This is a genomic window from Micromonospora sp. NPDC049301 (genome assembly GCF_040678715.1).
GTDB lineage: Bacteria > Actinomycetota > Actinomycetes > Mycobacteriales > Micromonosporaceae > Micromonospora.
Genome location: NZ_JBFAQO010000005.1, coordinates 571,558 through 597,668, shown reverse-complemented (window position 1 = coordinate 597,668; position 26,111 = coordinate 571,558). Strand labels below are relative to the sequence as shown.

Annotated in this window: 30 protein-coding genes; 19 read left to right on the top strand and 11 right to left on the bottom strand. The window is 72.5% G+C overall.

Translation table 11 applies throughout. The features are described 5' to 3' along the window. The first annotated feature begins 2 nt into the window (after window positions 1-2). The 7 genes from AB0K07_RS18630 to AB0K07_RS18600 all read left to right on the top strand — a co-directional run bounded on the left by AB0K07_RS18630 (window position 3) and on the right by AB0K07_RS18600 (window position 7,373). Window positions 3-737: a TIGR03936 family radical SAM-associated protein gene (locus tag AB0K07_RS18630; protein WP_363756590.1), complete on the top strand. Its 735-nt coding sequence runs from the start codon at window positions 3-5 to the stop codon at window positions 735-737. Window positions 738-868: 131 nt separating this feature from the next. Next, window positions 869-3,925 carry an Rne/Rng family ribonuclease gene (locus tag AB0K07_RS18625; protein ID WP_363756588.1) on the top strand — a complete coding sequence of 1,019 codons (3,057 nt, stop codon included), beginning with the start codon at window positions 869-871 and terminating at the stop codon, window positions 3,923-3,925. A gap of 117 nt (window positions 3,926-4,042) precedes the next feature. After that, window positions 4,043-4,549, top strand: a complete 507-nt coding sequence (locus AB0K07_RS18620; protein WP_363756586.1) for a hypothetical protein — start codon at window positions 4,043-4,045, stop codon at window positions 4,547-4,549. Between the two features lie 166 nt (window positions 4,550-4,715). Continuing rightward, window positions 4,716-5,030 carry a 50S ribosomal protein L21 gene (gene rplU, locus AB0K07_RS18615; protein WP_074313742.1) on the top strand — a complete coding sequence of 105 codons (315 nt, stop codon included), beginning with the start codon at window positions 4,716-4,718 and terminating at the stop codon, window positions 5,028-5,030. An 11-nt stretch (window positions 5,031-5,041) separates the two neighbouring features. Continuing rightward, entirely contained in the window at window positions 5,042-5,296 is a 255-nt protein-coding gene (rpmA, locus tag AB0K07_RS18610) for a 50S ribosomal protein L27 (protein ID WP_030491740.1), read from the top strand. 93 nt (window positions 5,297-5,389) lie between these two features. Further along, window positions 5,390-6,853, top strand: coding sequence for a GTPase ObgE (gene obgE / locus AB0K07_RS18605; protein WP_363756584.1), 1,464 nt, complete (start codon window positions 5,390-5,392; stop codon window positions 6,851-6,853). Window positions 6,854-6,923: 70 nt separating this feature from the next. Then, window positions 6,924-7,373 (top strand): GNAT family N-acetyltransferase, encoded by a 450-nt coding sequence (locus tag AB0K07_RS18600; RefSeq protein WP_363756582.1) that lies wholly within the window; start codon window positions 6,924-6,926, stop codon window positions 7,371-7,373. 11 nt (window positions 7,374-7,384) lie between these two features. Here the strand turns inward: AB0K07_RS18600 and AB0K07_RS18595 are convergent, their stop codons facing one another. Together AB0K07_RS18595 and AB0K07_RS18590 are read right to left on the bottom strand one after the other, a co-directional pair. After that, window positions 7,385-7,681, bottom strand: a complete 297-nt coding sequence (locus AB0K07_RS18595; RefSeq protein ID WP_363756580.1) for a DUF6766 family protein — start codon at window positions 7,679-7,681, stop codon at window positions 7,385-7,387. A gap of 72 nt (window positions 7,682-7,753) precedes the next feature. Then, window positions 7,754-8,245, bottom strand: a complete 492-nt coding sequence (locus tag AB0K07_RS18590; RefSeq protein WP_363756578.1) for a DUF4383 domain-containing protein — start codon at window positions 8,243-8,245, stop codon at window positions 7,754-7,756. A 229-nt stretch (window positions 8,246-8,474) separates the two neighbouring features. Between AB0K07_RS18590 and AB0K07_RS18585 the strand changes: the two genes are divergently transcribed. From AB0K07_RS18585 to AB0K07_RS18575, 3 genes are read left to right on the top strand one after another with little or no spacing between them, the layout of a single operon-like run. Next, window positions 8,475-9,245 carry a hypothetical protein gene (locus AB0K07_RS18585; protein ID WP_363756576.1) on the top strand — a complete coding sequence of 257 codons (771 nt, stop codon included), beginning with the start codon at window positions 8,475-8,477 and terminating at the stop codon, window positions 9,243-9,245. Between the two features lie 31 nt (window positions 9,246-9,276). Then, window positions 9,277-9,744, top strand: a complete 468-nt coding sequence (locus AB0K07_RS18580) for a phage holin family protein (RefSeq protein WP_363756574.1) — start codon at window positions 9,277-9,279, stop codon at window positions 9,742-9,744. After that, window positions 9,741-10,391, top strand: a complete 651-nt coding sequence (locus AB0K07_RS18575; protein WP_363756572.1) for a DUF3618 domain-containing protein — start codon at window positions 9,741-9,743, stop codon at window positions 10,389-10,391. The genes AB0K07_RS18580 and AB0K07_RS18575 overlap by 4 nt, the downstream gene beginning before the upstream one ends. Window positions 10,392-10,449: 58 nt before the next feature. On the opposite strand, the gene AB0K07_RS18570 is transcribed toward AB0K07_RS18575, so the two are convergent. Together AB0K07_RS18570 and AB0K07_RS18565 are read right to left on the bottom strand one after the other, a co-directional pair. After that, window positions 10,450-11,496 (bottom strand): glycosyltransferase family 2 protein, encoded by a 1,047-nt coding sequence (locus tag AB0K07_RS18570; protein ID WP_363756570.1) that lies wholly within the window; start codon window positions 11,494-11,496, stop codon window positions 10,450-10,452. 160 nt (window positions 11,497-11,656) lie between these two features. Then, window positions 11,657-12,904, bottom strand: a complete 1,248-nt coding sequence (locus AB0K07_RS18565) for a cytochrome P450 (protein ID WP_363756568.1) — start codon at window positions 12,902-12,904, stop codon at window positions 11,657-11,659. Window positions 12,905-13,181: 277 nt separating this feature from the next. On the opposite strand from AB0K07_RS18565, the gene AB0K07_RS18560 reads away from it, so the two are divergent. Next, entirely contained in the window at window positions 13,182-13,583 is a 402-nt protein-coding gene (locus tag AB0K07_RS18560; protein WP_363756566.1) for a hypothetical protein, read from the top strand. Between the two features lie 52 nt (window positions 13,584-13,635). Here the strand turns inward: AB0K07_RS18560 and AB0K07_RS18555 are convergent, their stop codons facing one another. Continuing rightward, window positions 13,636-13,854 carry a DUF397 domain-containing protein gene (locus AB0K07_RS18555; protein WP_074313717.1) on the bottom strand — a complete coding sequence of 73 codons (219 nt, stop codon included), beginning with the start codon at window positions 13,852-13,854 and terminating at the stop codon, window positions 13,636-13,638. A 69-nt stretch (window positions 13,855-13,923) separates the two neighbouring features. Here AB0K07_RS18555 and pepN point away from each other — a divergent pair, with 69 nt between their 5' ends. Then, window positions 13,924-16,440: an aminopeptidase N gene (gene pepN, locus AB0K07_RS18550; protein ID WP_363756563.1), complete on the top strand. Its 2,517-nt coding sequence runs from the start codon at window positions 13,924-13,926 to the stop codon at window positions 16,438-16,440. Window positions 16,441-16,486: 46 nt separating this feature from the next. Here the strand turns inward: pepN and AB0K07_RS18545 are convergent, their stop codons facing one another. After that, entirely contained in the window at window positions 16,487-17,701 is a 1,215-nt protein-coding gene (locus tag AB0K07_RS18545; RefSeq protein WP_363756562.1) for an FAD-dependent monooxygenase, read from the bottom strand. Between the two features lie 160 nt (window positions 17,702-17,861). After that, window positions 17,862-18,539 (bottom strand): PadR family transcriptional regulator, encoded by a 678-nt coding sequence (locus AB0K07_RS18540; RefSeq protein WP_363756560.1) that lies wholly within the window; start codon window positions 18,537-18,539, stop codon window positions 17,862-17,864. A 266-nt stretch (window positions 18,540-18,805) separates the two neighbouring features. Here AB0K07_RS18540 and nadD point away from each other — a divergent pair, with 266 nt between their 5' ends. The 5 genes from nadD (at window position 18,806) to AB0K07_RS18515 (ending at window position 22,253) form a co-directional block, all read left to right on the top strand. After that, window positions 18,806-19,402, top strand: a complete 597-nt coding sequence (gene nadD, locus AB0K07_RS18535; protein ID WP_363756558.1) for a nicotinate-nucleotide adenylyltransferase — start codon at window positions 18,806-18,808, stop codon at window positions 19,400-19,402. A gap of 110 nt (window positions 19,403-19,512) precedes the next feature. Further along, window positions 19,513-19,920, top strand: a complete 408-nt coding sequence (gene rsfS / locus AB0K07_RS18530) for a ribosome silencing factor (protein WP_363756556.1) — start codon at window positions 19,513-19,515, stop codon at window positions 19,918-19,920. Then, window positions 19,917-20,546 carry a histidine phosphatase family protein gene (locus tag AB0K07_RS18525; RefSeq protein WP_363756554.1) on the top strand — a complete coding sequence of 210 codons (630 nt, stop codon included), beginning with the start codon at window positions 19,917-19,919 and terminating at the stop codon, window positions 20,544-20,546. The genes rsfS and AB0K07_RS18525 overlap by 4 nt, the downstream gene beginning before the upstream one ends. Window positions 20,547-20,620: 74 nt before the next feature. After that, window positions 20,621-21,475, top strand: a complete 855-nt coding sequence (locus AB0K07_RS18520) for a DegV family protein (protein ID WP_363756552.1) — start codon at window positions 20,621-20,623, stop codon at window positions 21,473-21,475. 4 nt (window positions 21,476-21,479) lie between these two features. Next, a complete protein-coding gene (locus AB0K07_RS18515; protein WP_363756550.1) occupies window positions 21,480-22,253 on the top strand; it encodes an SDR family oxidoreductase in 774 nt (257 codons plus the stop codon). A gap of 31 nt (window positions 22,254-22,284) precedes the next feature. On the opposite strand, the gene AB0K07_RS18510 is transcribed toward AB0K07_RS18515, so the two are convergent. Then, window positions 22,285-22,530, bottom strand: a complete 246-nt coding sequence (locus AB0K07_RS18510; protein ID WP_363756548.1) for a flavin reductase — start codon at window positions 22,528-22,530, stop codon at window positions 22,285-22,287. After that, window positions 22,527-22,811 (bottom strand): hypothetical protein, encoded by a 285-nt coding sequence (locus AB0K07_RS18505; RefSeq protein WP_363756546.1) that lies wholly within the window; start codon window positions 22,809-22,811, stop codon window positions 22,527-22,529. Before AB0K07_RS18505 ends, AB0K07_RS18510 begins: the two co-directional genes overlap by 4 nt. Window positions 22,812-23,089: 278 nt before the next feature. Here AB0K07_RS18505 and AB0K07_RS18500 point away from each other — a divergent pair, with 278 nt between their 5' ends. Then, window positions 23,090-23,857, top strand: a complete 768-nt coding sequence (locus tag AB0K07_RS18500) for a DUF5753 domain-containing protein (RefSeq protein WP_363756544.1) — start codon at window positions 23,090-23,092, stop codon at window positions 23,855-23,857. After that, complete coding sequence (locus AB0K07_RS18495; protein ID WP_363756542.1) at window positions 23,854-24,048, top strand: DUF397 domain-containing protein; 195 nt, start codon at window positions 23,854-23,856, stop codon at window positions 24,046-24,048. Before AB0K07_RS18500 ends, AB0K07_RS18495 begins: the two co-directional genes overlap by 4 nt. A 96-nt stretch (window positions 24,049-24,144) precedes the next feature. Here AB0K07_RS18495 and AB0K07_RS18490 read toward each other — a convergent pair whose 3' ends face one another. Together AB0K07_RS18490 and AB0K07_RS18485 are read right to left on the bottom strand one after the other, a co-directional pair. After that, a complete protein-coding gene (locus AB0K07_RS18490) occupies window positions 24,145-25,455 on the bottom strand; it encodes an MFS transporter (protein WP_363756540.1) in 1,311 nt (436 codons plus the stop codon). A 1-nt stretch (window position 25,456) separates the two neighbouring features. Continuing rightward, complete coding sequence (locus tag AB0K07_RS18485) at window positions 25,457-26,032, bottom strand: winged helix-turn-helix domain-containing protein (protein ID WP_363756538.1); 576 nt, start codon at window positions 26,030-26,032, stop codon at window positions 25,457-25,459. Between the last annotated feature and the right edge of the window lie 79 nt (window positions 26,033-26,111).

The window sequence follows — 26,111 nt, the reverse complement described above, 5'->3', positions numbered from 1 at the left end:
TCGTGCAGCGCGTCCGCATCCGGTACGCCAAGCGCGGGCCGCTGCGGTTCACGTCGCACCGGGACTTCGCCCGGGCCTTCGAGCGGGCGCTGCGCCGAGCCGGCGTGCCGATCGCCTTCTCCCAGGGCTTCACCCCGCACCCGAAGATCTCCTACGCCAGCGCCGCGCCCACCGGGGTGGCCAGCGAGGCGGAGTACCTGGAGATCGGCCTCCAGGCGCCGGTCGACCCGGAGGCGCTGCGGGCCGCGCTGGACGCCGCGCTCTCGCCCGGGCTGGACGTGCTGGACGCCGTGATCGCCGACGGGGGCAGCCTGCCGGACCGGATCCAGGCGTCGCATTGGCACATCGAGCTGCCCGAGGTCGACCCCGCCGTGCTGCGCGCCGCCGTGGACGCCTTCACCGCCGCCGACGAGGTGCTGGTCGAGCGGATGACCAAGCAGGGCCGACGCACCTTCGACGCCCGCGCGGCCGTGATCTCGATCGATGTCCTCGCGTCGACGCCGACGCCTTCCGGGGCGCCGGCCGTACCGTGTGCGATACTCGAACTGGTCGTGCGGCAGGTCACCCCGTCCGTACGGCCCGATGACGTCCTTTCCGGCCTCCGCGTGGTGGCCGACCTGGAGCCGCCGGTTTCGCCGCGGGTGACCCGGCTGGCTCAGGGCACGCTGACCGCGCAGGGTGCGATCGTGGATCCGTTGGATGCGGATCGCGACGGGGCAGCCATCGTTGGGCACTGACCGACGGTCAGTGCTCTGGCAGGCAGACTTCGGCGGTCGCGCACCACGCGCGCCCGGCGGAAACACTTTTGCGGCGACCCTGCGTGGCAGCGCTCACCCGCGCCCGGGGCAGCCAGAACTGGAGAACGTCCATGCTCGAGAACGAGCCCGAGGGCGGCGAACGGACCGGTTCACAGCCGGCCGGCGACACCGCTGACCAGAGCACCACCGCCGACGGCGCTGCCGTCGCGAACCCCACCTCCGCCGCCGGATCGGCCGCGCTGGACCCGTCCGGCGCGGAGAGCGCCGAGCCGGCCGCGCCCGCGCGGCGTACCCGGGCGACCCGCCGTCGGGCCGCCCCGCTCAACCAACCCGAGCAGTCCGAGGCCCCGGTCGAGGCGTCCGCCCCGGGGGCCGGCAGCGACGACTCGCCGCAGGCGGAGGTCTTCGCCCCGGTCTCCGGCGACCTGGAGACCCCTCCGAAGACCCCCCGGCGCCGCCGCAAGGCCACTCCGGTGGAGAAGACCGCCGAGGAACCGCTGGTCGCGGCCTCCGCCGAGGAGGCCTCCGCCGAGGTGGTCCCCCCGGTCAAGGTGACCCGCACCCGGCGGAAGAAGGCCACGCCGGCCGCCGTCGAGGAGCCCCCCGCCGCTGTCGAGGAGCCCGCCGCTGTCGAGGAGCCGGTCGCCGAGTCGCCGGCGGAGTCCGACCTGCGCGAGGCGGAGGCGGAACTGGACGAGGCCGAGGCGATCGCCGAACCGGCCCGGACCGTCGGCGAGCCGGAGCGCTCCGGCGATGTGCCGCCCGGCGTGGCCGTGGCTGGTGTGGCCAACGAGCCGATTGAGCCGGCCGAGGCCGTCGAACCGGAGCAGCCGCGGACCCGGCGCCGGCGGGCGGCGCTCTCCGCGCCCACCGTGCTGTTCATGGCCCCGCAGCCGGACGCCGTGCCGGTGACCCGGCCGGCGGAGCCCGCCCAGTTCGCCGAGGAGCCGGCCGCCGAGGAGCCCGCCGAGCCGTCCCGCCGGCGGCGGCGCGGTCGCCGCGACGCCGAGCCGGTGGAGCCGGTCGAGGCGATCGAGGCCGAGGAGGAGCCGACCGAGGAGGCCGACGAGGCCGCCGAGGCGGATGAGGAAGACGAGGACAGCGCCGCCGCGCGTCGCCGCCGCCGTCGTGGTCGCCGTGGCCGTGGCCGGGGCAAGGGCGGTGCCGACGACGCCGAGGACGAGGAGTCCGACGAGGCCGCGCAGGCCCCCGAGGAGGAAGAGACCGCCGAGGCTGAGGGCGACGAGGACGAGGAGTCCGAGGGCGGAGACGGGCTGACCCGTCGCCGCCGGCGTCGCCGCCGCCGGGGTGCCGGTGACACGGAGGGTGCGGCCGACGACGGCGTACCGACCGTGGTGAAGATCCGCGAGCCGCGCCGGACCGTGGACGAGGTGCAGGGTGTGTCGGGCTCGACCCGGCTGGAGGCCAAGCGCCAGCGCCGCCGGGACGGCCGGGAGCAGCGCCGTACCCGCCCGCCGATCCTCAGCGAGTCGGAGTTCCTGGCCCGCCGGGAGGCGGTCGACCGGGTGATGGCGGTGCGCCAGCGCGGTGACCGTACCCAGATCGCCGTCCTGGAGGACGGCGTGCTGGTCGAGCACTACGTCACCCGCAACTCCTCCGGCACGATGGCCGGCAACGTGTACCTGGGCAAGGTGCAGAACGTGCTGCCCAGCATGGAGGCGGCGTTCGTGGACGTCGGCCGGGGTCGCAACGCGGTGCTGTACGCCGGCGAGGTCAACTGGGACACCACCGGCCTGGAGGGGCGTGCCCGCTCGATCGAGCAGGCGCTGCGCTCCGGCGACTCGGTGCTGGTCCAGGTCACCAAGGACCCGATCGGGCACAAGGGCGCGCGGCTGACCAGCCACATCGCGCTCTCCGGCCGGCACCTGGTCTACGTGCCCAACGGCAACGCCTCCGGGATCAGCCGCAAGCTGCCGGACACCGAGCGCAAGCGGCTGCGGGACGTGCTCAAGAAGCTGGTCCCGGACGGCGCGGGCGTGATCGTCCGGACGGCCGCCGAGGGCGCCAGCGAGGACGAGCTGGCCCGCGACGTCAAGCGGCTCCAGGCGCAGTGGGAGGACATCCAGGCCAAGGCCGCCGAGGGCGGTGCGCCGGTGCTGCTCTACGAGGAGCCCGACCTGGTCATCCGGGTGGTCCGGGACCTCTTCAACGAGGACTTCCGCGAGCTGGTGATCGAGGGCGAGCAGTCGTACGACATCGTCGAGTCGTACCTGTCGCACGTCTCCCCGGACCTGGTCGACCGGGTGCGCCGGCACGTCGGCACGAGCGACGTGTTCTCCGAGTACCGGATCGACGAGCAGATCATCAAGGGCCTGGACCGCAAGGTCTTCCTGCCCTCCGGCGGCTCGCTGGTGATCGACCGTACCGAGGCCATGACGGTCGTCGACGTCAACACCGGCAAGTACACCGGCTCCGGGGGCAACCTGGAGGAGACGGTCACCCGTAACAACCTGGAAGCCGCGGAGGAGATCGTCCGCCAGCTCCGGCTGCGCGACATCGGCGGCATCGTCGTGATCGACTTCATCGACATGGTGCTGGAGTCGAACCGCGAGCTGGTGCTGCGTCGGCTCACCGAGTGTCTGGGCCGGGACCGGACCAAGCACCAGGTCACCGAGATCACCTCGCTCGGCCTGGTGCAGATGACCCGTAAGCGGATCGGCGCGGGCCTGCTGGAGGCGTTCAGCGAGACCTGCGAGTGCTGCAAGGGTCGGGGCGTCATCATCCACACCGAGCCGGTGCCGGAGAAGCCGCGTGCCAACGGGGCGGGGGAGAAGGTCAAGGCGGTCGCCTCGTCGGTGGCCGCCGCCCCGGCGGCCGAGCAGGGCAGCGCGTCGTCCCGCCGTCGGGCGCGCAAGGGCACCCCGGCCGAGAAGGCGGTTGCCGAGGTCGTCGAGAGCGACACCAGCGCCGCCGAGCCGGACGCCGACTACGTGGACACGATGGGCTACGACCTGTCCCGCTACGAGTCGGACACCGCCGCGGCGCCGGCGGTCTCCGACAGCCAGCAGGGTGAGTCGGCCCGGCTGGCCGCCGCGGACGACCCGGACGCGCTCGCCGACGGCGACGCCGACGAGGAGAGCAGCGAGGGCGGCACGGGCCGTCGTCGCTCCCGCCGCGGTGGCGCCCGTCGCCGGACCCGCCCCTGAGAACCTGACCGGCCCGGTGTTTGACGAGGTCCCTTCCCCGGCAAAGTGACGGGGGAGGGACTTCGCCGGTCCGGCCACCCTGGTCCGCGACCGGCAGCCCTCGGTCAGGAGAAGAAGATGCGTCGTCTGCTCGCCGTCACCGTGCTGGTCACCGCGCTCTCCGCCGGGGCGGGTTGCTCCACCGACCGGCCCGCCGAGGGGCCCGGCGCGGCCACCGGGACGGGGGGCGCCTCCGGCGGGGCGACCGGTATGCCGGCGGGGTCGACCGGCGCGCCGGTGGGCGGCGGCGCGGCGGGCGGCAACGCACAGGTGTGCGCCGCCGCACAGCAGGCCGGCACCACCGCGCTCCAGACCTACGTGGCGGAGCTGGGCCAGATGATCGCCGCGGTGGGTGCCGGGGACAGCGCCGGGGCCGAGGCGGCACGCGAGCGGGCCGAGGCGGCGCTGACCGGCTGGCGGACGGCCCTGCGGGAGCAGGCCGCCCGAGCGGCCGATCCGCAGCTCAAGACCCTGCTCACCGACATCGGCTCCGAGGTCGCCGCGCTCGGCGCGGACGTGGAGTCGATCGACGAGACCGAGCTCGACCGGCTCCAGCAGCGCCTCGACCAGCTCTGCGCGCGCTGACCAGGGCGGGCCGGTTTGGGGTCCGGGCCGACGATGGCGTACTCTTGCCTGCGGCGCACTTTTGGTGTGCCGAGTTCCCGTGTGCCCGCGCCGCCGTGCACTGCTACCCGGCGAGCCGCCGCGGGGACGACCGCCAGCAGCCTCAACGACAGGGAGTCCGCCTCCGATGTACGCGATCGTCAAGACCGGCGGCAAGCAGTACAAGGTCGCCGAGGGCGACGTGATCGAGGTCGAGAAGCTCACCGGTGCTCCCGGTGACGCGGTGAAGCTCACCGCGGTGCTCCTCGTCGACGGTGACGACCTGGTGACCGACGCGGCGAAGCTTGCCGAGGTCGCGGTGTCCGGCGAGATTGCCGCGCACACCAAGGGCCCGAAGATCAAGATCCACAAGTTCAAGAACAAGACCGGCTACCACAAGCGCCAGGGTCACCGCCAGCCGCTGACCCAGGTCAAGGTGACCGGCATCTCCAGCGGGAAGTAGGTCGTCCTCCAATGGCTCACAAAAAGGGTGCGTCCAGCTCGCGTAACGGCCGTGACTCTGCGGCCCAGCGACTCGGCGTGAAGCGCTTCGGTGGTCAGGTTGTCAGCGCCGGTGAGATCATCATCCGGCAGCGCGGCACCAAGTTCCACCCCGGTGACCTGGTCGGCCGTGGCGGCGACGACACGCTGTTCGCGCTGTCCGCCGGTTCGGTCCTGTTCGGCACCAAGCGCGGTCGCAAGACCGTCAGCATCGTTCCGCAGCAGTAGCTCTCAGGCATCGCGGGCCGTGGACCTCCGGGTCCCGGCCCGCTTCGCTTTTTTCGCAGTGCGGGGTCGGACCTCGCTGGAAGGATTGACGCCGTGGCGACGTTCGTTGACCGGGTCGTTCTGCATCTGCAGGCCGGCGATGGCGGGCACGGTTGTGCCTCGATCCACCGCGAGAAGTTCAAGCCCTTCGGTGGGCCGGACGGCGGCAACGGCGGGCACGGCGGCAGCGTGTCCCTGGTGGTCGACCCGCAGGTGACCACGCTGCTCGACTTCCACTTCCGCCCGCACGTCAAGGCCGACAACGGCAAGGGTGGCGCGGGGTCCAACCGGGACGGGGCCAACGGCCACGACCTGGTGCTCAAGGTGCCCAACGGCACCGTGGTGCAGACCCTCGACGGCACCGTGCTGGCCGACATGGTCGGCGCCGGCACCACCTTCGAGGTGGCCCGCGGCGGGCGCGGCGGGCGGGGTAACGCCTCGCTGGCCAACGCCAAGCGCAAGGCTCCCGGCTTCGCCGAGCTGGGTGAGCCCGGCGACCACCTGGACGTCGTGCTGGAGCTCAAGAGCGTCGCCGACGTGGGCCTGGTGGGCTTCCCGTCGGCCGGTAAGTCGTCGCTGATCTCGGTGATCTCCGCCGCCAAGCCGAAGATCGCCGACTACCCGTTCACCACCCTGGTGCCCAACCTCGGCGTGGTCCGGGTGGACAACCACACCTTCACCGTCGCCGACGTGCCCGGCCTGATCCCCGGCGCGGCCACCGGCAAGGGGCTGGGCCTGGAGTTCCTGCGGCACATCGAGCGGTGTGCCGTGCTGGTGCACGTCATCGACTCGGCGACGCTGGAGCCGGGCCGCGACCCCGTCGCCGACATCGAGACCATCGAGGCCGAGCTGAACGAGTACGGCGGGCTGGCCGACCGGCCGCGGCTGGTGGCCGTGAACAAGGTCGACGTGCCGGACGGCCGCGACCTCGCCGAGATCGTCCGCCCCGACCTGGAGGAGCGCGGCTACCGGGTGTTCGAGGTCTCCGCGGCCACCCGGGAGGGGCTCAAGGAGCTCACCTACGCGATGGCCGACCTGGTCGACGCGCAGCGCAAGGCGGCGCCGCCGGCCGAGCCGACCCGGATCGTGATCCGGCCGATGGCCGTGGACGACGAGGGCTTCACCATCACGGCCGAGGCCGACGGATCGTTCACCGTCCGGGGCGTCCGGCCGGAGCGGTGGGTCAAGCAGACCAACTTCGACAACGACGAGGCGGTCGGCTACCTGGCCGACCGGCTGGCCCGGCTCGGGGTGGAGGACAAGCTGGCCAAGGCCGGCGCGCAGCCCGGCGACCTGGTCCGGATCGGCGAGCGCGAGTTCGACTGGCAGCCGACGCTGTACGCCGGTGTGGAGTTCACGCCCGGCAACCGGGGCACCGACGTCCGGCTGGAGGAGAAGTCGAACCGGGCGTCGGCGGCGGAGCGGCTCGCCGCCCGCAAGGCCCGCCGGGTGCGCTCGGCCGACGAGGTGGGTGCGGACGCGTCCGACGACATCGACGACGAGGACGACGCCGAATAGCCCGTTGCGCTCCGTGATCGGGTTGATTGCCGGAAACCTCCGCGAAATCCACCGCCCCTAACGTGGGGTGATGCTGATCGAAGCTCGGCCCGCCATCGATCCGGAGATCGCCGCCCTGGTCCTCGCGCAGCAGCGTGAGCTGCGCGAGGCCGACGGCGGCTTGGACGGGCAGGTCACCGTCACCCACGACGACATCCGCTACCTCGCGGTGGTGGTGAACGGCCGGGCGGTCGCCTGCGGTGGTCTCCAGTCGATCGACGCCGCCACCGGCGAGGTCAAGCGGATGTACGTCCGGCCGGCGTACCGGGGTCGGGGCATCGCCCGCCAGCTGCTCGCCGCGCTGGAGGAGCTGGCGTTCCAGCGGGGGCACTCGGTGGTCTGCCTGGAGACGGGCACCTACCTGCCGGCCGCGATCGGGCTGTACACCTCGTGCGGCTACGACCGGATCCCGGTCTACGGCGAGTACGTGCACAACCCGTACAGCGTCTGTTTCGCCAAGCGGCTGCCCGTCGCGGCCTGACGGCCCGGCGCTCAGGCGCCGGTGCTGGCGTGCGCGACGGTGACCGGCTTCGACTCCGGCGAGGCGTGCTGGCGCAGGACGATGCTCAGCACGATCAGGGCGCCGACGGCGAGGAACTCGCTCTGCCAGTTCTGCATGGACTGGAACCAGAAGTCGCTGGTGCCGAGGAAGTCCCACACCCCGATCGGCGGTGCCCCGCTCTGCAACGCCTGCTCCTGGTTGTACGCGGCGGTGCCGCCGAGCAGGTGGCCGACGAACGAGCCGACGAAGACCAGCAGCAGTGCGATGTCGCGCAGCCAGCGGGGCATGTCGCACCTCTTTCGCGAATCGACCCTCAGGTACCCCTGCCCAGGTGACCGCCAAACCGCCGCACCGCCAGGTCAGGGCCGGTCGATCGGAGTGTCCAGGCGCCCACCGGTGCCGGCCCGGTTGGAGAGCAGCAGCCCGAGCGCGAGCATGCCGAAGCCGAGCGCGAGGTGCAGCCAGTTGTCGGCGGCGTTGATCGGCAGGATGTTCGCCCCGGCCTCCTCGTCGATCGCCTCGATCCCCAACCCGTACAGCCAGAGGGCGAGATAGACCGCACCGCCGCCGGCCAGGAAGAGCCGGGCGCCGCCGACGCTGCGCGCCAGCACCAGGCCGACCAGCCCGAACAGCAGGTGTACGGCGTTGTGCAGGATCGACACCTGGAACAGCCCGAGCAGCCGGGCCTCCGAGTGGTGCCCGGCGAAGCGCAGCTCGCCGTAGTCGGTGGTGATGCCGGGGATGAAGCCGAGGACGCCGATCAGCAGGAAGGCCCCGGCCAGGATCAGCGCGGCAGCCTGCACCCGCGGCCGGTGGCCGGTTGATCGGCCACCTCGCGCGTCTCGTGCCATCGCTGCCCCCTCCGTGGATCTGCCGGCCCCGCGAACTTCACTGTCCGCGGCGGCGACGTGACGCAGCCCGACGATCCTCCATTTTGAAGTCGTTCCCGTCGACCGCGCAGAGAAATGCACGAAGAGGCATGGAAGCCGGAACGCAGGGTAGGGATTCGTCAGCGGCCGCGGCAGCGCGGCGGCATCCCCCCAGCACAACCGCGACGACTTTCCGAGCGGAAGGGAAATCATGACTTACGATCTGTCACCCACGTCTTCCACGTACGGGCAGGAGTCGACCAACGGCGGAGGCGTCCGCGACCAGGCCCGCCAGGTCGGGTCTGAGGCCGCGCACGCCGGTGGCGCGGTCGCCCAGACCGCCAAGGAGCAGGGCACCGAGGTCGGCCGTGAGGCGGCCCGGCAGGCCCGCAACCTCTACGGCGAGGCGCGCAACCAGCTCGCCAGCCAGACCGGCGAGCAGCAGCGCCGCGCGGCCGGCGGGCTGCGCTCGCTCGCCGACGAGATGCGCTCGATGGCCGAGCAGGGTGGCCAGGCCGGCCCGGTGAGCGAGCTGGCCCGCCAGGCCGCCGACCGGGTGCACGGCGTGGCCGGCTGGCTCGAGGAGCGTGAGCCCGGCGACCTGATCACCGAGGTACGCGACTACGCGCGGCGCAACCCGGGCACCTTCCTGGTCGGCGCGGCGGTGCTCGGCGTGCTCGCCGGTCGCCTGACCCGCAGCATCTCCTCCGCCGGTGACGACTCCGGCAACGGCTCCTCGACCTACCGCGGCGGCGGGGCGTACGACCCGGAGCAGACCGCGGTGATCCCGACGCCGCCGGCGCCCCGCGCGGTGCCGGACGCCGTCCCGCCGGCCGGCTACCTCGACCCGACCCCCGGCACCTACGCCGAGCCGACCCCCGGCGGGTACGCCGAGCCGACCGGCACCGGGCAGCCGCTGCCGCCGGTGGACCAGACCGACCCGCTGCCCGGTGTCCCGTCCAGCGGCACCACCCGCCCGTGAGCCATCGAGTCATCCGAAGGGAGGCGACGGCATGACGATGCCGACGCAGGGGTCCGGCCTGGACTCCGGTTACCACCCCGACGCGGGTGCCCCGCACACCGCGGCGGAGGTGAAGGGCAGCTCGCTCGGTGAGCTGATGCGCCAGGTCACCAGCGACCTGTCGACGCTGATGCGCCAGGAGGTCGAGCTGGCCAAGGCCGAGATCCGCCAGGAGGGCAAGAAGGCCGGCAAGGCCGCCGGGCTCTTCGGCGGCGCCGGCTTCGGCGGCTACATGGTGGCGCTCTTCGTGTCCATCGCCGTGTGGCAGTTCCTGGACAACGTCATGGACTCCGGCCTGGCCGCGCTGATCGTGGCCGTGATCTGGGCCGTGGTCGCCGGTGTCCTCTACTCCATGGCCAAGAAGAACGCCCAGCACGTACGCGGGCTCAAGCAGACCAACGACAGCGTGCAGCGGATCCCCGACGCGCTCAAGCCCCACCCGGAGGGAGTCACCCGATGAGCACCGATCCCGACCAGATCCGCCGGGAGATCGAAGCCACCCGCAACAGCCTGAGCTCCGACGTGGACGCGCTGGCGTACAAGGTCAGCCCCAGCCGGATCGTCGACGACCGTAAGCAGCGGGCCCGCTCCGCGCTGCAGAATGTGAGGGACAAGGTCATGGGAACCGCGTCTGACCTCGGCCACGGCACCGGCCACGCCGCCCACTCGGTGGGCGACCGTGCCTCGTCGGCGGCCTCCAGCGTCAGCGACGCCGCGCACTCGGCGGCCTCCACCGTCAGCGACGCCGCCCACAGCGCACCCCGGGTGATCCGGCAGAAGTCCGAGGGCAACCCGCTGGCCGCCGGCCTGATCGCGTTCGGCGTCGGCTGGCTCGCCTCGTCGCTGATTCCGGCCACCCGCCGGGAGCAGCAGGCCGCGACCCAGCTCAAGGAGAAGGTCAGCGAGCACAGCGGGGCGGTGAAGGAGAAGCTGGGCGAGGTGGCCAGCGAGCTCAAGGAGGAGCTGCGCGAGCCGGCCCAGCAGGCCGCCGAGTCGGTGAAGTCCACCGCCCAGGACGCGGTGCACGCGGTCAAGGACGACAGCAGGTCGGCCGCGCAGGACGTCAAGGACCAGGCCCAGCAGGCCCGCCACCAGGTCGGCTCCTGACCCCGTACCACCCGGACAGCTCGCGGCCACCCCCCGGTGTCCGCGAGCTGTCGCGTTGTCAGCGGGGCCGCAGCGCCCGGGTCGAGTGGGCGGCGCGGCGGACTCGCGTGTCGCCGTAGCGGACGCCTCCGCACAGGAACCGCTGACCGACGGCGAGCCAGCCGCACATGCCGCGCTCCAGCAGCCAGAGGGGAGCCGCCAGCGCGGTGCTCGGCGGGAAGACGGTGTCGCCGCCGGCGCGGCGGCGGCCCAGTTCGGCCAGGGCGACGGTGCCGGCCGCCGCACCGAGCAGCAGCCCGGGCCGGCGGGCCGCGACCGCCGCCGCCAGCGCCGGCAGGACCGCGAGCGAGGTCAACAGGCGGGCCGGCTGGGCCAGATCGTCGTACGCCTGGCGGACCCGCTGGCGGCGGAAGTGCGCGGCGTCCGGCGGTAGCCGGCGAACGTACAGCCAGGCCGGGGCGGCCTCGGTGCCGCCGTACGCCCGCACGGTGCGGATCAGCTCCAGGTTCTCGAAGAGCACGTCCGGGTCGTACCCGCCCATGCCCAGGAAGGTGCTGCGGCGCACGGCCAGGGTGCCCGGGTAGTCCGCGCCGAGCGCCCGGTTGAGCAGAATCCGACCGGTGTCCCACCAGGCGTGCCAGGGCAGCGGGGCGAAGTAGTTCTGCGGGCGGACCAGATCCACCCGACCGAGCAGCCGGTGCACCGCGCGCAGCCCGGCCTCGTCGTACCGGACGTCGTCGTCGGCGATCACCACGTGTTCGTGGCCGGCCGCCTGGACGCCGGTGAGCACTCCGGTCACCTTGCCGTTCAGCCCGCGCAGAGTGGGGTCGGGCGGGAGGTGCCGGCGGACCAGCCCGTGCCACGCCGCGGCGTGCCGGGCGAAGAGGTCCGGTGGGGAGCCGTCTACCACGATCACCTCGACGCGGCCGGCCAGCCAGCGCAGGTAGTCGGTCAGCTCGGCCAGGCCGGTGTCGACGGTCCAGCGCAGCGGCAGCACGTACGCCATCGGCAGTGGGGGTCGGCGGCCGGGGTCGCCTGCGACCAGCCGGGCCTCGCGCGGATGCCGGTCGCCGGGTGCGCCGGTCCGGCGGGTCGGCGCGCTCACGCCGGCACCGACGGGCGGGAAAGCGGCGGGCGGCCGTGCCGGCCGTACTCGCTCGTGTCGAACGGCAAGGGTGCCTCCCGGACGGGCGGTCGGCGGCCGAGGGTCGGACGGCCGCGCGCAGCACGTGCCCGCGATCCGGCAGGTCAAACCGGGCGGGGAGTCAGGCGGCGCGGCGGACGTTGGTGAGGGTGAGGCCGCTGGGGGGCAGTGCGGGCATCCGGCGCAGGTCCAGCGCCAGGTCCTGTGGCGGGACCTCGTAGCGCATGGCGCGGGTGAGGTTGGTGACCGCCCGTTTCATCAGGTCGATGGTGATCCACTCACCGGCGCACCGGTGCCCGGTCCAGTGGCCGCCGCCGCCCTGCGGGATCAGTGCGAACGGGTCCACGGGGCGGCCGGCGAACCGCTCCGGGCGGAACAGCTCGGGCTCCGGCCAGAGCGTCGGGTGGTGGTTGGTGCCGTACAGGTCGAGCAGCACCCGCCGGCCCCGGGGGAAGTGGTGGCCCTCCCAGTCGAAGGAGCGGCGGACCCGGGCGGCGGCGGTGGGGAAGAACGGGTAGTAGCGGCGGACCTCCTGGACGAACTGCTCGGTGGCCTCGTCGTCGCCGCGCACCCGCTGCCGCCAGCCCGGATGGTCGTGCAGGGCGAGCGCGGCGAACACGATGAACCGGTCCAGGGCGACCGTCGGCCGCAGCACGTTGAGCAGCTCGACCGCGGCGATCCGGCGGGGGAGCAGCGCGCCGCGGGCGTCCCGGTGCTCGGCGATCACGTCCAGCGCGCTGCCGGCCGGCACCGACAGGGTGCCGACGCGGGCCCGCTCGATGATGTCGGCGATCCAGCGTTCGGCGCGGCGGCGGGCGAGCAGCCCCCGCCAGTGCCGGGGACCGACCATCGCCGGGCCCTCGATCATGGCGTGCAGCTCGACGCTGCGGCGGTCGACCTGCGACGCCGGCAGCGGCACCCCGGCCCAGGCGCAGACCACCCGGGTCAGCAGCCGGCCCAGCTCGTCGTAGAGCGTCACCGGTGTGGTGCCCTCCCAGGCCGGGATTCGGGCCTGCCACTCGTCGTCGAAGAGCTGGCCGAGCCGCCGGATGGCGGTCGGCGTCATGATCGACATGAGCATCGCCTTGCGGTCCCGGTGCTCCGGCCCGTCCAGCCCCTGCACGCCGCCCCGGCCGGTCAGGGTCCGCTGTACCCGCAGCGGCATCGCCTCCCGCCGCTGGAAACGCTCGTTGTCGTAGAATAGCACCGCCGCCGGCCGACCGCGCAGGCAGATGGTCCGTGCCAGCAGGATCCGGGTCTGGAAGAGGTCGCTCCCGTACCGGTCGCAGCGCTCGCCAATGAACCGGTAGCCGGCGCGGAGGAACGCGAGCGTGCTGTCCGGGCTGCGGTCGGCCGGCATGGTCGCCATCGGGTCTCCTCACGCGCGCGTGGCGGCCGCTGCCGCCGGCCGGGTCTGCTCTGCCCGGTGCGTCTACCCAGGTCAGCGCTCCTGAATCCGGCTGTGGCAGCAGTGCCGCGTGCGCCGGACGGCCGTGTCACCGTGGCCACCGGATCGGCGTTCGCTGGCCCCTCCCAGCGGCGCGGGAACCTGGTTGGCTGTCGGTGGGTGGCCGGCATCAGCGAGGCGCCGGGCGGGCGGCCGGTGTCGCGGCCGGCCCGCACCCAGCGAGCACGGGGGAGGGCGGATGCGGGACAACAGATCGCCGTACTGGCGCCAGCGGAGGGCGGCCGGGCGCCTCGGCGAGGGCCGGGACATCGGTGCGCTGATCGGGCCGCCCCGGCGGCCCTCCCGGCCGCACCGGTTCTTCACCGTGCACCTGGGCTTCGCCGCGCCCGGTGCGGCCGACGCCCGCGAGCTGGCAGTGGGGTACGCGGAGGCGCTGAGCCTGCTCCGCCCGGAGTTGGCGCTCGGCGCGTCGGCCGTGTCGCCGGCCGACGCGTGGCACCGGGCCGAGCGGCTGTTCTGCGGTGCGATCGGCCCCGACGGGGAGCGCTGCGTCGACGTGGCCGACCATCCCGGTTTCCACCACGCCCCGGGCCCCGGCGGCCTCGGTTGGGGCGATGGCGACGGCCCCGCCGATGGTTGACCGGCGGCTCACGGCCCGCCCCGGGTCGGCGATGTGGGGGTGTCGCGGGCAGTCAGTCCAGGTCGAACTCGCCGTCCTGCGCGCCGGCGACGAACGCGTCCCACTCGGCCTGGGTGAAGACCAGCACCGGCCCCTCCGGCTCGGCGGAGTTGCGCATCCCGATCAGGTCGTCGACGAAGGCGACCTCGACGGCGCTGTCGGAGGTGTCCCCGTCGGCCCGCTGCCAGACCGCCCGAGAGAGGTCGAAGTCGCCCTTGGGGTGCTGCGCCATGGTTCTTTCCTCCAGTGCCGAGGGTCGTGTGGTGACCGCGTGCGGATCCTCATCGGGCAGGATAAGCGGATGCCGAGCCTGACCCGTGTAGAGGCGACCGCGCGTGGCGCGGCGATTACTGTCGAGTCCTATCAGGTGGACCTCGACCTGACCGGCGGCGGTGAGCTGTTCCGCTCCCGCGTCGAGATCCGGTTCCGGGCGACCCCCGGCACCGCGACCTTCGCCGAGGTCAAGCCCGTCACGCTGTTGGCGGTCCGCCTCAACGGCCGCGACGTCGACCCCGACGTGCTGACCGACAACCGGCTCCCGCTGACCGACCTGGGCGCGGAGAACACCCTGGTCGTCGAGGCGGACATGGCGTACTCCAACACCGGCGAGGGCATGCACCGCTTCGTCGACCCGGCCGACGGCGAGACCTACCTCTACGCGGTGACCTTCCTGGACAACGTGCAGCGCATCTTCGCCGCGTTCGACCAGCCCGACCTGAAGGCGTCGTTCACCCTCGCGGTCACCGCCCCGCCGGAGTGGACGGTCGCCAGCAACGCCGAGGTGGCCGCCAACCCCGCCCCCGGGCGCTGGGAGTTCGCGCCGACCGCGCCGCTGGCCACGTACTTCTTCTCGCTGATCGCCGGTCCGTACCACGTGCGGCGGGCCGAGCACGACGGCGTGCCGCTGGGCATCTACTGCCGACGGTCGCTGGCCGAGCACCTGGACGCCGACGCCGAGGAGATCTTCACCGTCACCCGGCAGTGCCTGGACCGGTTCCACCAGCTCTTCACCGAGCGCTACCCGTTCGGCAAGTACGACCAGGCGTTCGTGCCCGAGTTCAACGCCGGGGCGATGGAGAATCCGGGCATCGTCACCTTCCGCGACGACTACGTCTTCCGCTCGGCGGTCACCGACACGCAGCGGGAGTTGCGGGCGACGACCATCGCCCACGAGATGGCGCACATGTGGTTCGGTGACCTGGTCACCATGCGCTGGTGGGACGACCTGTGGCTGAACGAGTCGTTCGCTGAATACCTGGGCACCCGGGTCACCGCCGAGGCGACCCGCTTCGACCAGGCGTGGACCACCTTCGCGATGCGCCGCAAGGCCTGGGGGTACGCCGCCGACCAGCGCCCGTCCACGCACCCGGTCGCGCCGGAGGAGGTGGCCGACGCCGACGAGGGCCTGCTCAACTTCGACGGCATCTCGTACGCCAAGGGCGCCAGCGTGCTGCGGCAGCTGGTCGCGTGGCTCGGCGACGAGGCGTTCCTCGCCGGCCTGAACGCGCACTTCGCCGCGCACCGCTTCGGCAACGCGACCCTCGCCGAGCTGCTGTCCAGCCTCTCCGCCGCCAGTGGCCGTGACCTGTCCGGCTGGGCCGAGCTGTGGTTGCGCCGGGCGCAGGTCAACACGCTGCGCGCCGAGGTGGCCGTCGACGCCGACGGCCGCTACACCGAGGTGGCCGTGGTGCAGACCGCGCCCGAGTCGCACCCGGTGCTGCGCCCGCACCGGATCGGGGTGGGCCGCTACGCGGCGGACGGCACGGTGGAGCGCGACGAGGTGGACCTCGATCCGGCCACCGACGGCGGGCGGACCGTGCTCGACGGGCTGACCGGCGCCCCGGCGGCGCGGCTGCTGCTGCCCAACGACGGCGACCTCACCTTCGCCAAGGTGCGCCTCGACGCGGCGTCGGCGGACGCCGTGCCGCTGGTGCTGCCCGGGTTGGCCGACCCGCTGGCGCGGGCGGTGCTGTGGAGCGAGGCTCTGGACGCGGCGACCGACGGGGAGCGGCCGGTCACCGGCCTGGTCGACCTGATGGTCGCCGCGCTGCCGGCCGAGACCGAGGTGATCATCACGGAGGACGTGCTGACCCTCAGCCGGTCGCTGGTCGACCGCTATCTCGACCCGCTGACCCGGTCCGCGGCGCTGGCCCGGGTCGCCGGGGCGTGCCGGCAGTTGCTCGACGGCGCGCCGGCGGGGGAGTCGTTGCAGCTTGCCGCCGCACGCGGCTGGATCGCCGCGACCATCGACGCGGACCTGCTCACCGGCTGGCTCGCCGGCCGCGACGTGCCGGTCGGGCTGAAGGTCGACGCCGAGCTGCGCTGGTCGGTGCTGCGCCGGCTGGTGGTGCTGGGCGCGGCCGGTGCGGCGGAGATCGCCGCCGAGGCGGCCGCCGACCCGAGCGCCACCGGCGCCGAGCGGGCGGCCGGCTGCCGTGCCGCCCTGCCCGACCCGGCCGCGAAGCAGGCGGCGTGGGAGATCATCGTGCGGGACGCCGAGCTGTCCAACCGGCTGCTGGAGGCGACCGCCGAGGGGTTCTGGCAGCCCGAGCAGGCCGAGCTGACGGCCGCGTACGTCGAGCGGTACTTCGCGGACATGCCCGCCGCCGCCCGTCGGCGTACTCCCTGGACGGCCGACCGGGTCGCCGCTCTGGCGTTCCCCCGCTACGCCGTGGCGCAGCCGACCCGGGAGGCGGCCGCGGCGCTGCTTGCCCGCGACGACCTGGTCCCCGGCCTGCGTCGGGTGGTCACCGACGCCGACGATGACCTGCGCCGTGCGCTGGTCGCCCGCACCGCGGTGGCCGCCGCCGGGGCGTGAACCCGGTGGGCGCGGGGTGGCTGGTGGGCCACCCCGCGCCCCGAGTTCAGCGCAGCGCGGGTTCCGCCGTGACCGGGGCGTCCCAGTCGATGACGTACCGCTGCTCGTCGGCGACCGTCTTCTCCGGGTCCATGGCGGTGCGCATCAGCAGCGGCATGAGCAGCGGCATCAGCGTCCGAGCGACCGGCCCCGGCGCCTTGGCCTGGTTGATCCGCGCCGCCCGGGCGGCGACCTTCTCCACCCGCGCGCGGCGCAGCCGTTCGAACGCGCCGAACGCCGACGACACGTCCGGCAGGTCGCGCAGGCAGCGGGCGAGCTGCACGGCGCTCTCGATGGCCAGCGAAGCGCCCTGACCGGAGCTGTTCGACGGCGCGTGCGCCGCACCGCCGACCAGCACCATCCGCCCCCGGTGCCAGTGCGGCACCGGCGGCATGATCTGCAACGCGCCGACGACCTGGAGTTCGTCGGCGTTGCTGGTCGCGATCAGTTCCCGGCCCGGGTCGTCGTCGCCGTAGCTGGTGCGCAGCGTGTCCAGCCACCGCGCCGCCGGCACCGCGCGGGCCTCGACCAGGCTCATCGGCCGCTCGTACGGCAGGTTGGCCCCCCAGCGGGTGCCGCCGCCGGGCTCCGGCCAGTACAGGTAGTAGCCGCGTCGCCCGAACGCGAAGGTCATGGTGCCCGGCTCGACGTCCACCTCGTGCCGGGCCACCGCCTCGAAGCCGAGCAGCCCGGTGAACCGGGGGCCGGGCGCGGCCGGGTCGATGAGAGCGCGGACCGTCGAGCGGATGCCGTCCGCGCCGACCAGGATGTCGGCGGTCGCGGTGCTGCCGTCCTCGAAGCGGGCGGTCACGCCGCTCTCCGTCTGCTCGGCGTCGACCAGCCGCTTGCCGTACGCGAACGGCACGCCCTCGGCGACCGCCCGGTCGTGCAGCACCCGGTGCAGCTCGGCGCGGTGCACCACCCGCAGCGGCGGCACCCCGGCCAGCGTGGGCAGGTCGATGCGGCGGCGGCCGACGGCCATCGCGGTGCGCTCGATCGGGGTGGCGATCGCCGTCACCGCCGCGTCCGCGCCCACCGTGCGCAGGGCCGCCACACCGTTGGGCGCGAGCGCGAGGGTGCCGCCGATGCCGCCGACCCCGCTGGCGGTGGCGGGGTACGCCTCGTGAACGGTGGCGGTGATGCCGGCGCGTTGCAGCGCGAGTGCCGTCACCGGCCCGGCGATGCCGCCGCCGATGACGATCGCGGTTCGTACCGTGGTCATGGTCTCTCCCTGGGTGTCGTCGGTCCGTGCGCGGGCGAACCGACCTGGGAGAAAGCCCCCGTTATCCTCTGGTTGCCGCTTCGGGCCGGGTGCCTTCCCAGGTGTCGGTTCGGGGTAAGGGCTCCGGCGGGGTGTTGGCGCACCCCGCCGGAGCCGTCCGTCAGTCGGGGGTGTCGAGGTCCGGGTCGCCGGCTCTCGGGGTGCTGGTCCTCTCGGCCAGTTCGGTCAGCTCCGCCGGCATCTCGCCGGTCTCGTGGAACGCCCGCCAGGTGTCCAGCCCCGGGTAGCTGCCCGAGGTCAGCTCGGCGAGCAGGGCGCGCAGCCAGGCCGCCTCCGCGGCCCGCATGGCCAGGTCGTACTCCGACTCCACCAGGAACAGCCGAGGGATCTCCCGCAGGTGCGCGTCGAGCACGGCGCGGTCCTGGCGGATCGCGTCGTCCAGCAGGTCGAGCCGCTGTCGCAGCAGGTCGGTGGCGTCGTCGGGGTGCAGCGCGGCGAGCACGGACAGGCCGGCCCGGAAGCGGGGATGCTCCGGCATCGGGGTGGACACCAGCTCGCGGGCCCAGTCGACCAGCTCGGCCCGCCCGAGGTCGGTGATCCGGTAGACGGTGCGTTCCGGCCGTCGGCCGTCGCGGACGCTCTCCACCGCCTCGATCATGTGGTGCTTGTCCATGTTGCGGATCACCGTGTAGAAGGTCCCCCACTTGAACTCCATGTCCTGGTCCTTGCCCCAGGAGCGCAGTGCGGTGGCGATCTCGTACGGGTGCATCGGCCGCTGGACCAGGGCGGACAGCACGGCCAGCGCCAGCAGGTTGCTGACCTTGCGCCGCTTCGGCACGACACGCTCCCATCCTCGTCAGCGATTACTCGTACACGAGTATAGGCGTGGGCGTCGTCGTGCCGCGACCCCTTGCCGCGACCCGTTGGCCGCGACGCCTTGCCGTGCCTGCCGCCTGCTGGGGCTGTCTGTCGTTCGAGGGCTATACCTGTGAGTCATATTTATGACTCACAGGTATAGCCCTCGACAGCGTGCTGCCCGGGGTCGACGCCGGCCCGTCGACGGGCCGAGACGGTCCGCCGCAACGGTCGGCCTACGATCACGGGGTGGAGGAAGACATCCGGCGGATCGGGATCATGGGTGGCACCTTCGACCCGATCCACCACGGGCACCTCGTCGCGGCCAGCGAGGTGGCCGACCGCTTCGGCCTGGACGAGGTGGTCTTCGTCCCCACCGGTCAGCCCTGGCAGAAGGCCGACGAACCGGTCAGCCCCGCCGAGGACCGGTACCTGATGACGGTCATCGCCACCGCCTCCAACCCCCGGTTCCAGGTCAGCCGGGTCGACATCGACCGGCGTGGGCCGACCTACACGGTCGACACCCTGCGCGACCTCCACGCCGAGTACGGCCCGAAGGTGCAGCTGTTCTTCATCACCGGGGCCGACGCGCTGCAACGCATCCTGTCGTGGAAGGACCTGGACGAGATCTTCGAGCTGGCCCACTTCATCGGGGTGACCCGGCCGGGCTTCCAGCTCACCGACAAGCACCTGCCGGCGGACACCGTCAGCCTGATCCAGGTGCCGGCGATGGCCATCTCGTCGACCGACTGCCGGGCGCGGGTGGCCCGGGGTGAGCCGGTCTGGTATCTGGTGCCCGATGGTGTGGTGCAGTACATCGCCAAGCGCAGCCTGTATCAGGGCTGAACCTGTCCGGTTCACCCCGTTTCATGCGGCTAATCGACCAGAACTGGCAAGTCGGGACGTCGCCGGGTATGAGACGCTTGGAGGATCGCACGGTTGATCGAAGGAGAACGGTGACAGTTTCCGAACGCGCTCACGAGCTGGCGATCGCCGCCGCCCAGGCCGCCGCCGACAAGAAGGCGCAGGACATCACCATCATCGACGTCGGCGACCAGCTCGCCATCACCGACGCGTTCCTTCTCGCAGCCGCCCCCAACGAGCGTCAGGTGCTGGCCATCGTCGACGCCATCGAGGAGCGCCTGCTGGAGCTGCCGGAGAAGGCCAAGCCGGTGCGGCGCGAGGGTGAGCGTGGTGGCCGCTGGGTGCTGCTCGACTACGTCGACATCGTGGTGCACGTCCAGCACACCGAGGAGCGCGAGTTCTACGCGCTCGACCGGCTCTGGAAGGACTGCCCCACCATCCCGTTCGTCGACCGCGACCTGGTCGAGGCCGACGCCAGCGGGTCACCCGCGGCCGAATGACCCGGCTGATCGTCTGGCGGCACGGCAACACCGACTGGAACGCCGCCAACCGCGTCCAGGGGCAGACCGACGTACCCCTCAACCAGCTGGGCCGCGACCAGGCCCGCGACGCCGCCCCGCTGCTCGCGTCGCTGCGTCCCGACGCCATCGTGTCCAGCGACCTGAGCCGCGCCGCGGAGACCGCCGCCGCGCTGGCCGCGCTGACCGGCCTGCCGGTCCGCACCGACGCCCGGCTGCGCGAGCGGCACTTCGGGCAGTGGCAGGGCCTGCTCCTCACCGAGGTCGCCGAGAGCTTCCCCGCCGAGTACGCCCGCTGGCGCTCCGGCGACCCGGCCCCCGGTGCCGACATCGAGCCCCTGGACGTCCTGGGCCAGCGGGTCGCCGCCGCGTTGCTGGAGGCGGCCGACGCGGCACCCGGCGGCACCGTGGTGATCGCCACCCACGGTGGCGGTTCCCGGCAGGGCGTCGGTCACCTGCTCGGCTGGGGCTCCAGCGTGCTGCGCAGCATCGGCTCGCTGGCCAACTGCCACTGGACCGAGCTGCGCCACGACGACGTTCGGGGCTGGCAGCTGCGGGCGCACAACGTCGGCCTGGTCAGCGCCCCGGCCGTCGTCGACGCGGTCTGACCGCCGTCCGTCCCGCCGCCTGGCGCGTGATCGCGCCTCGGCGTTCAGCGTCCCGATCGGCTAGCGTGCCGGGCATGCCCGTCGCGGTCGTCACCGACTCCACCGCCTACCTTCCGCCCGAGCTGGTGCTGGCGCACCGGCTGACCGTCGTGCCGTTGACCGTCGTGCTCAACGGCGCGGAGGGGCTGGAGGGGGTGGAGACCCAGCCGGCCGACGCCGCCCGGGCGTTGAGCGGCCGGCGGGTCACGGCCAGCACCTCCCGGCCGGCGCCCGAGCAGTTCGCCCAGACGTACCGCCGGCTGCTCGACGCCGGCGCCGACGGGGTCGTCTCGGTGCACCTCTCCGCCGGCCTCTCCGGCACCGTCGAGGCGGCCCGGCTGGCCGCCGCCGACCTGAACGGCCGGGTCGAGGTCGTGGACAGCCGCTCGGCCGGCATGGGGCTCGGCTTCCCGGCCATCGCGGCCGCCACCGCCGCCGAGGCCGGCGCCGACCTGTCCGGGGTACGCGACGCGGCGCTCGCCGCCGTCGCCCGCACCACCGTCTGGTTCTACGTCGACACGCTGGAATTCCTCCGCCGGGGCGGCCGGATCAACGCCGCCGAGGCACTGCTCGGCACCGCCCTGTCGGTCAAGCCGATCATGCACATGCCGGACGGGGCGATCGTGCTGCGCGAGAAGGTGCGCACCGCCAGCCGGGGAGTGGCCCGGCTGGTCGACCTGGCCGTCGAGGCAGCCGGCGACGACGAGGTGGACCTCGGGGTGCACCATCTCGCCGCGCCGCAGCGGGCCGAGGTGCTGCTCGCCGCCCTCACCGAACGGCTCGGCGACCGGCTGCACGACACGTACGTCTCGGAGGCCGGCGCGGTGGTCGGCGCGCACGCCGGCCCGGGGCTGGCCTGCGTGGTCGTCCACCGACGCGCGAGGGGCTGAGCCGGTGCCGACGTCCTGTGTGGTGACCGGTGGCGGCCGTGGCGTCGGCCGGGCCGTGGTGCAACGACTGGCGACGGCCGGCGCCACCGTCGTCGTCGTGGAGCGTGACGCCGACGCGGTCGACTGGCTGCCCGGGCACCCGGCCGCCGACCGGCTGGTCGCGGTGGTCGGCGACGCGGGCGACGAGCGGGTGGCCGAGCGTGCCGCCGAACTGGCGGAGCGCGCCGCGCCGCTGACCGGCTGGGTGAACAACGCGGCGGTCTTCCGGGACGCCGCGCTGCACTCGTCGTCGGCCGACGCGGTGCTGGACCTGATCGGGCTGAACCTGCGCCCGGCCGTGGTGGGCGCCGCCGTGGCGGTCCGCCGGTTCCTGGCCGCCGGCACGGGTGGCGCCATCGTGAACGTGTCGTCGCACCAGGCCCGCCGGCCCGTGTCGGGCGCCCTGCCCTACTCCACGGCGAAGGCGGCCGTGGAGGGACTGACCCGGGCGCTGGCCGTGGAGTACGGGCGGCACGGCATCCGGGCCAACGCGGTCGCGCTCGGCTCGATCGCCACCGAGCGGCACGGGGACTTCCTGGCCGCGCAGGAGCCCACCCAGGCCGAGTGGATCGACGCCGAGCTGACCCGGCTGCACCCCGTGGGCCGGATCGGGACGGTCGACGAGGTGGCGGAGGCGGTCGCGTACCTGCTGTCGCCGGCCGCCAGCTTCATCAACGGGGTGACCCTGCCGGTGGACGGGGGACGGGCCGTGCTCGGCCTGGACCCGGAGGCCCGCTGACCCGTTGCTCACGTGCGGGTCGTCTCTCATGTCAGCGGGCGCGAGCCCAGTCGACGAAGCGGTCAGTGAGGTTGGCGGGCGGGTTGCTCGGGTTCAACGCGGTGAGGTCGCCGGCGGCTTCTTCCTGAAGGGACGCCAGGTAAGCCAGCAGGGCCGGCCGGTCACCGCGGTACTCCCCGAGGAGACGCAGCTTCGCGGCCGAGCAGGGCCAGGCGATCCCGCAGGTCCGGCAGCGCCACGATGGCTTGATCACGGGATGTACCGCGCGGGCGGTCATCCGCCGACCCTTACCGCAGCCCGACGGATCGGCCCGCGATGTTCCGGAGCGAGCGCAGGGGTGATCACCCATCGCGCACCCTCGGGCAGGAAGTACAGGGATCGCCGGGCCAACGCCATGCCATCACTTCCGAGCTGGTAGGCGTCGATCCACAGCCAGCCGTCGTACGTGATCCAGTCCAACACCCGGATCACCCGGACCGTGATGGGCCGGACGAACTGCGGGCTCGCCTCGCGGGTCAGGAGTAGGACGTCGCTGGGCTGAACTTTGCGCGCGGTCATTGCGCTCGCCGGGGACAACTCCGGAGTCGCATCGGTGGCGGGCTCGCTGGCTTCGGCGGTGGCTTGTCGTTCGGCACGGTCTTCCCCTGAAGGTTGTTGGGAGGGGCCGCCCCTGTGAGTGCTCGCCCAAGGGGCGGCCCCGCTACGAACGCGTCCGTCGGGTTCGGGTTCCCTGCCGGCCGCGCCGTCTATGGATCACCTTGCCGAGAGCGATGGGATCAGTACACAACGTTGATGTATGGTGCCGAGATATCCGGGACGTCCACAGGGGAGGTGGGATGAACCACGTACTCCAGGCGGCGATGGCTGAGGCTGGGGAGACCGCGGAGAGCCTCGCAGGCCAGACCGGTGTAGATCCGAAGACGGCAGCGCGATGGATCTCGCCGGGACGTGTGCCTCAACCTCGTCGACGCGCACAGGTGGCCGCGATCCTTGGACGGGACGTTAGTGACCTATGGCCCGATGTCCTGAAGCGACGTGAGCCCCAGTGGTTGCGCGAGTGGGTTGACTGGGAGCGGGAGGCGCTCGCACTGCGCTGGTTCGAGCACACCTGGATACCTGGAATGCTTCAGACCGAGGCGTACGCGCGGGCGACCCTCGCGGGGGAGGCCCTGACCCCGGCTGAGGTTGACGAGCTGGTCGCCTCACGCATCGAGCGTCAAGCTGTCCTTCGTCGGGAACGACCGCCGCTACTGACGACGGTCATCTTCGAGGGCGTGTTGTACCAGTCGGCGTACGGCAACCGTGAGCTGATGCGCGAGCAGGTCCAGCATCTTTCCGAATGCGCGGCCCTCACCGCGGTGCAGGTGCACATCGTGCCCAAGGACGTCGGCATGTATCCGGGACTTGGCGGCGGGTTCATCATCGCGGAGTTGCCCAGCGGCGAGCACGTCGCTCACGTCGATAGTCAAGCGCCAGCGCAGATCCTTAATCAGGCTGCGGCCGTTGCTACGCTCAGTCGTAGGTGGGAGCGCATCAGGGGCGAAGCCCTCTCCCGAACCCAGTCTCTAAACCTGATCAGGGAAGCGGCAGGATCATGGACATGACCGGTGCGCGGTGGCGCAAGAGCACAAAGAGCGGCAACAACGGTGGCTCGTGCGTCGAGGTCGCCGACAACCTCCCCGGCGTCGTCCTCGTCCGCGACACGAAGGACCGCGACGGCGGAACGCTGGCGTTCGGACCGGTGGCCTGGCAGAGCTTCGTGAACCTGGCCAAGGGGATCGGCGCCGTCAGCTGACCAGACGCGAGCACAAGCCCCGGTCACCGTGATGGGTGTGCCGGGGCAGTCCACGGCATCGCCCTGGCGGCTAAATCTCCATCCCCTAACCGCTATTCACGTCTGTCGTGAGTGGGCGGTTCGAGGTGACCGAGGTCGAGGACGCGACACACCGACCTCCCCGCGCTTGTGTCTTCTGACCAGGAACGGAGCAGCGCCGCCAACAGAGCGCAGGCCCACGTAGGCGACCACACCGGAGGCCAGGTACAGCGCAGCCTGCACGTTGAGGACGAGCACGACGCTGAGCACGTCGCCGAGCAGGCCGGCGGCCGCCATGCCCAGCCCCTGTGATGCGTTGTAGATCGCGTAATAGACACCGAAGGCCCGGCCGAGACCGGTGTCGGGCACGCTCTGCTGGATCTGCGCAAAGGCTCCGCTGTTGTAGGCGATGCCAGGTACGCCAACCAGGATGAAGAGCAGGATGTACCACTCGGGCTGACGGGTGACTGCCGGCCCGTTCCAGATGACTAGGCTGATCAGGCCAAATGTGGTGGCGCCGAGGCTCATCAGCAGCCGGGGGCTCAGCCGCGTCCCCAGCATGCCGACAATGAGGCCGCCCGCCACGCCGCCGATCGCCTGAACCCCGCGCAGCACACCGGTGAGCGTGCCGTCGGCATGCAGCGCGCGGCTGACGAAGACCACGAAGAGCACCACGAATAGGCCCTGCGCGATGCCGCCCAGCGCCACGCTCAGAATCGTCACCCGCACGGTGTGGTTGCGCAGCATTGCCGCGAGGCCGGACCGCCAGTTGGCGAAGAATGACGACGTACGGTCTGGCGGGGTCGACTCCGCGGCGCCGTGACGCGCGCCCCGGCGGCCGGCGGCGATCAGGGCCGCCGTGATCACGAAAGCCACGGCGCCACCGATAGCGAGGTAGCGAGTGCCCTCGCGGGTGATTGCGAACCCGCCCAGTGAGCTGCCGATAAGCCGTCCCACACTGATGTTGAGCGCCACCATGCTGTTGGCACCCACCAAATGCGCGGGCTCGACGAGGCTTGGCAGCGCCGCGTTGCGGGCGGAGTCGAATGTCTGGGTCAGCACCGCCTGGGCGCCGGCGACCAGGCAGATGATCCACAGATGGTGGCCGGGTTCAGCGAGCAGGGGAATCACCACTGCCGCCTGCACCACGGCGACACAGCTCATGAGCCGGAACCTGTCGAAACGGTCGGCCAGAGCGCCGGCAAACGAGCCCAGCGTGATGCCGCACAGCAACTCGACGAGAAAGACGGCCGAGGTGGTGAACGCCGAGCCGGTCACCCCGAACACATAGATCGGCAACCCGGTGAGCAGCAGCCAACTCGACACGCTCGAGAAAAGCCCGGCAGCCCAGATCAGGACGAATCCGCGGTGACGCAACAGCGTGAACATGTCAGATGAGTTCCGGCGTGGGATAAGCCTGCAGGCTGAGGCTGACCGGCCGGGCGTCGCTCGGGGGCGCGTTGCGTATTGGGCGCAGGTACGGCCGGATGACGGCGTCCAGGGTCAGTGCGAGGTGCCGCAACTCCTCGGGGGTGAGCGAGAGCGTGTAGTTGTGGAAGGTCGAACTCTCCCGCCACTCGTCTGTCAGCTTGTGCTGCAGGTGCTGGTAGCGCTGCAGCGACCGGAATACCTCGTCGAGCTCAAGCGCAGTCAGTGCGTCGTTGACCTGCTGACCGTCGGCATCACCGGACTCTGGGAGGAATTCGAGCCCGGTGGAAGCGGCGCGCCAGGGCCGGTCACGCCGGTTGGCCCCCTCGGCAGAGACCCGCTCGATGAGGCGGTGACGGGCAAGCTGACGCAAGTGGTAGCTGCAGTTCGACCCGGTGTCGCCGAGGGCCTCGGCGCACTGCGCGGCGGTTCTCGGGCCGGCGGCCAGCAGATAGCGCAGCAACCGCAGACGCAGCGGGTGCGCGAGCGCACGCAGCGTGGTCGCGTCCCGTACGCGCACACGGCGTTCCGGTTCCATGGACACTCCTAAACGAAATACTTCTTTCGTTTATACGCCCAGGGAGCCGATTTCCGCAATGACTGTTTCGTATCACTCC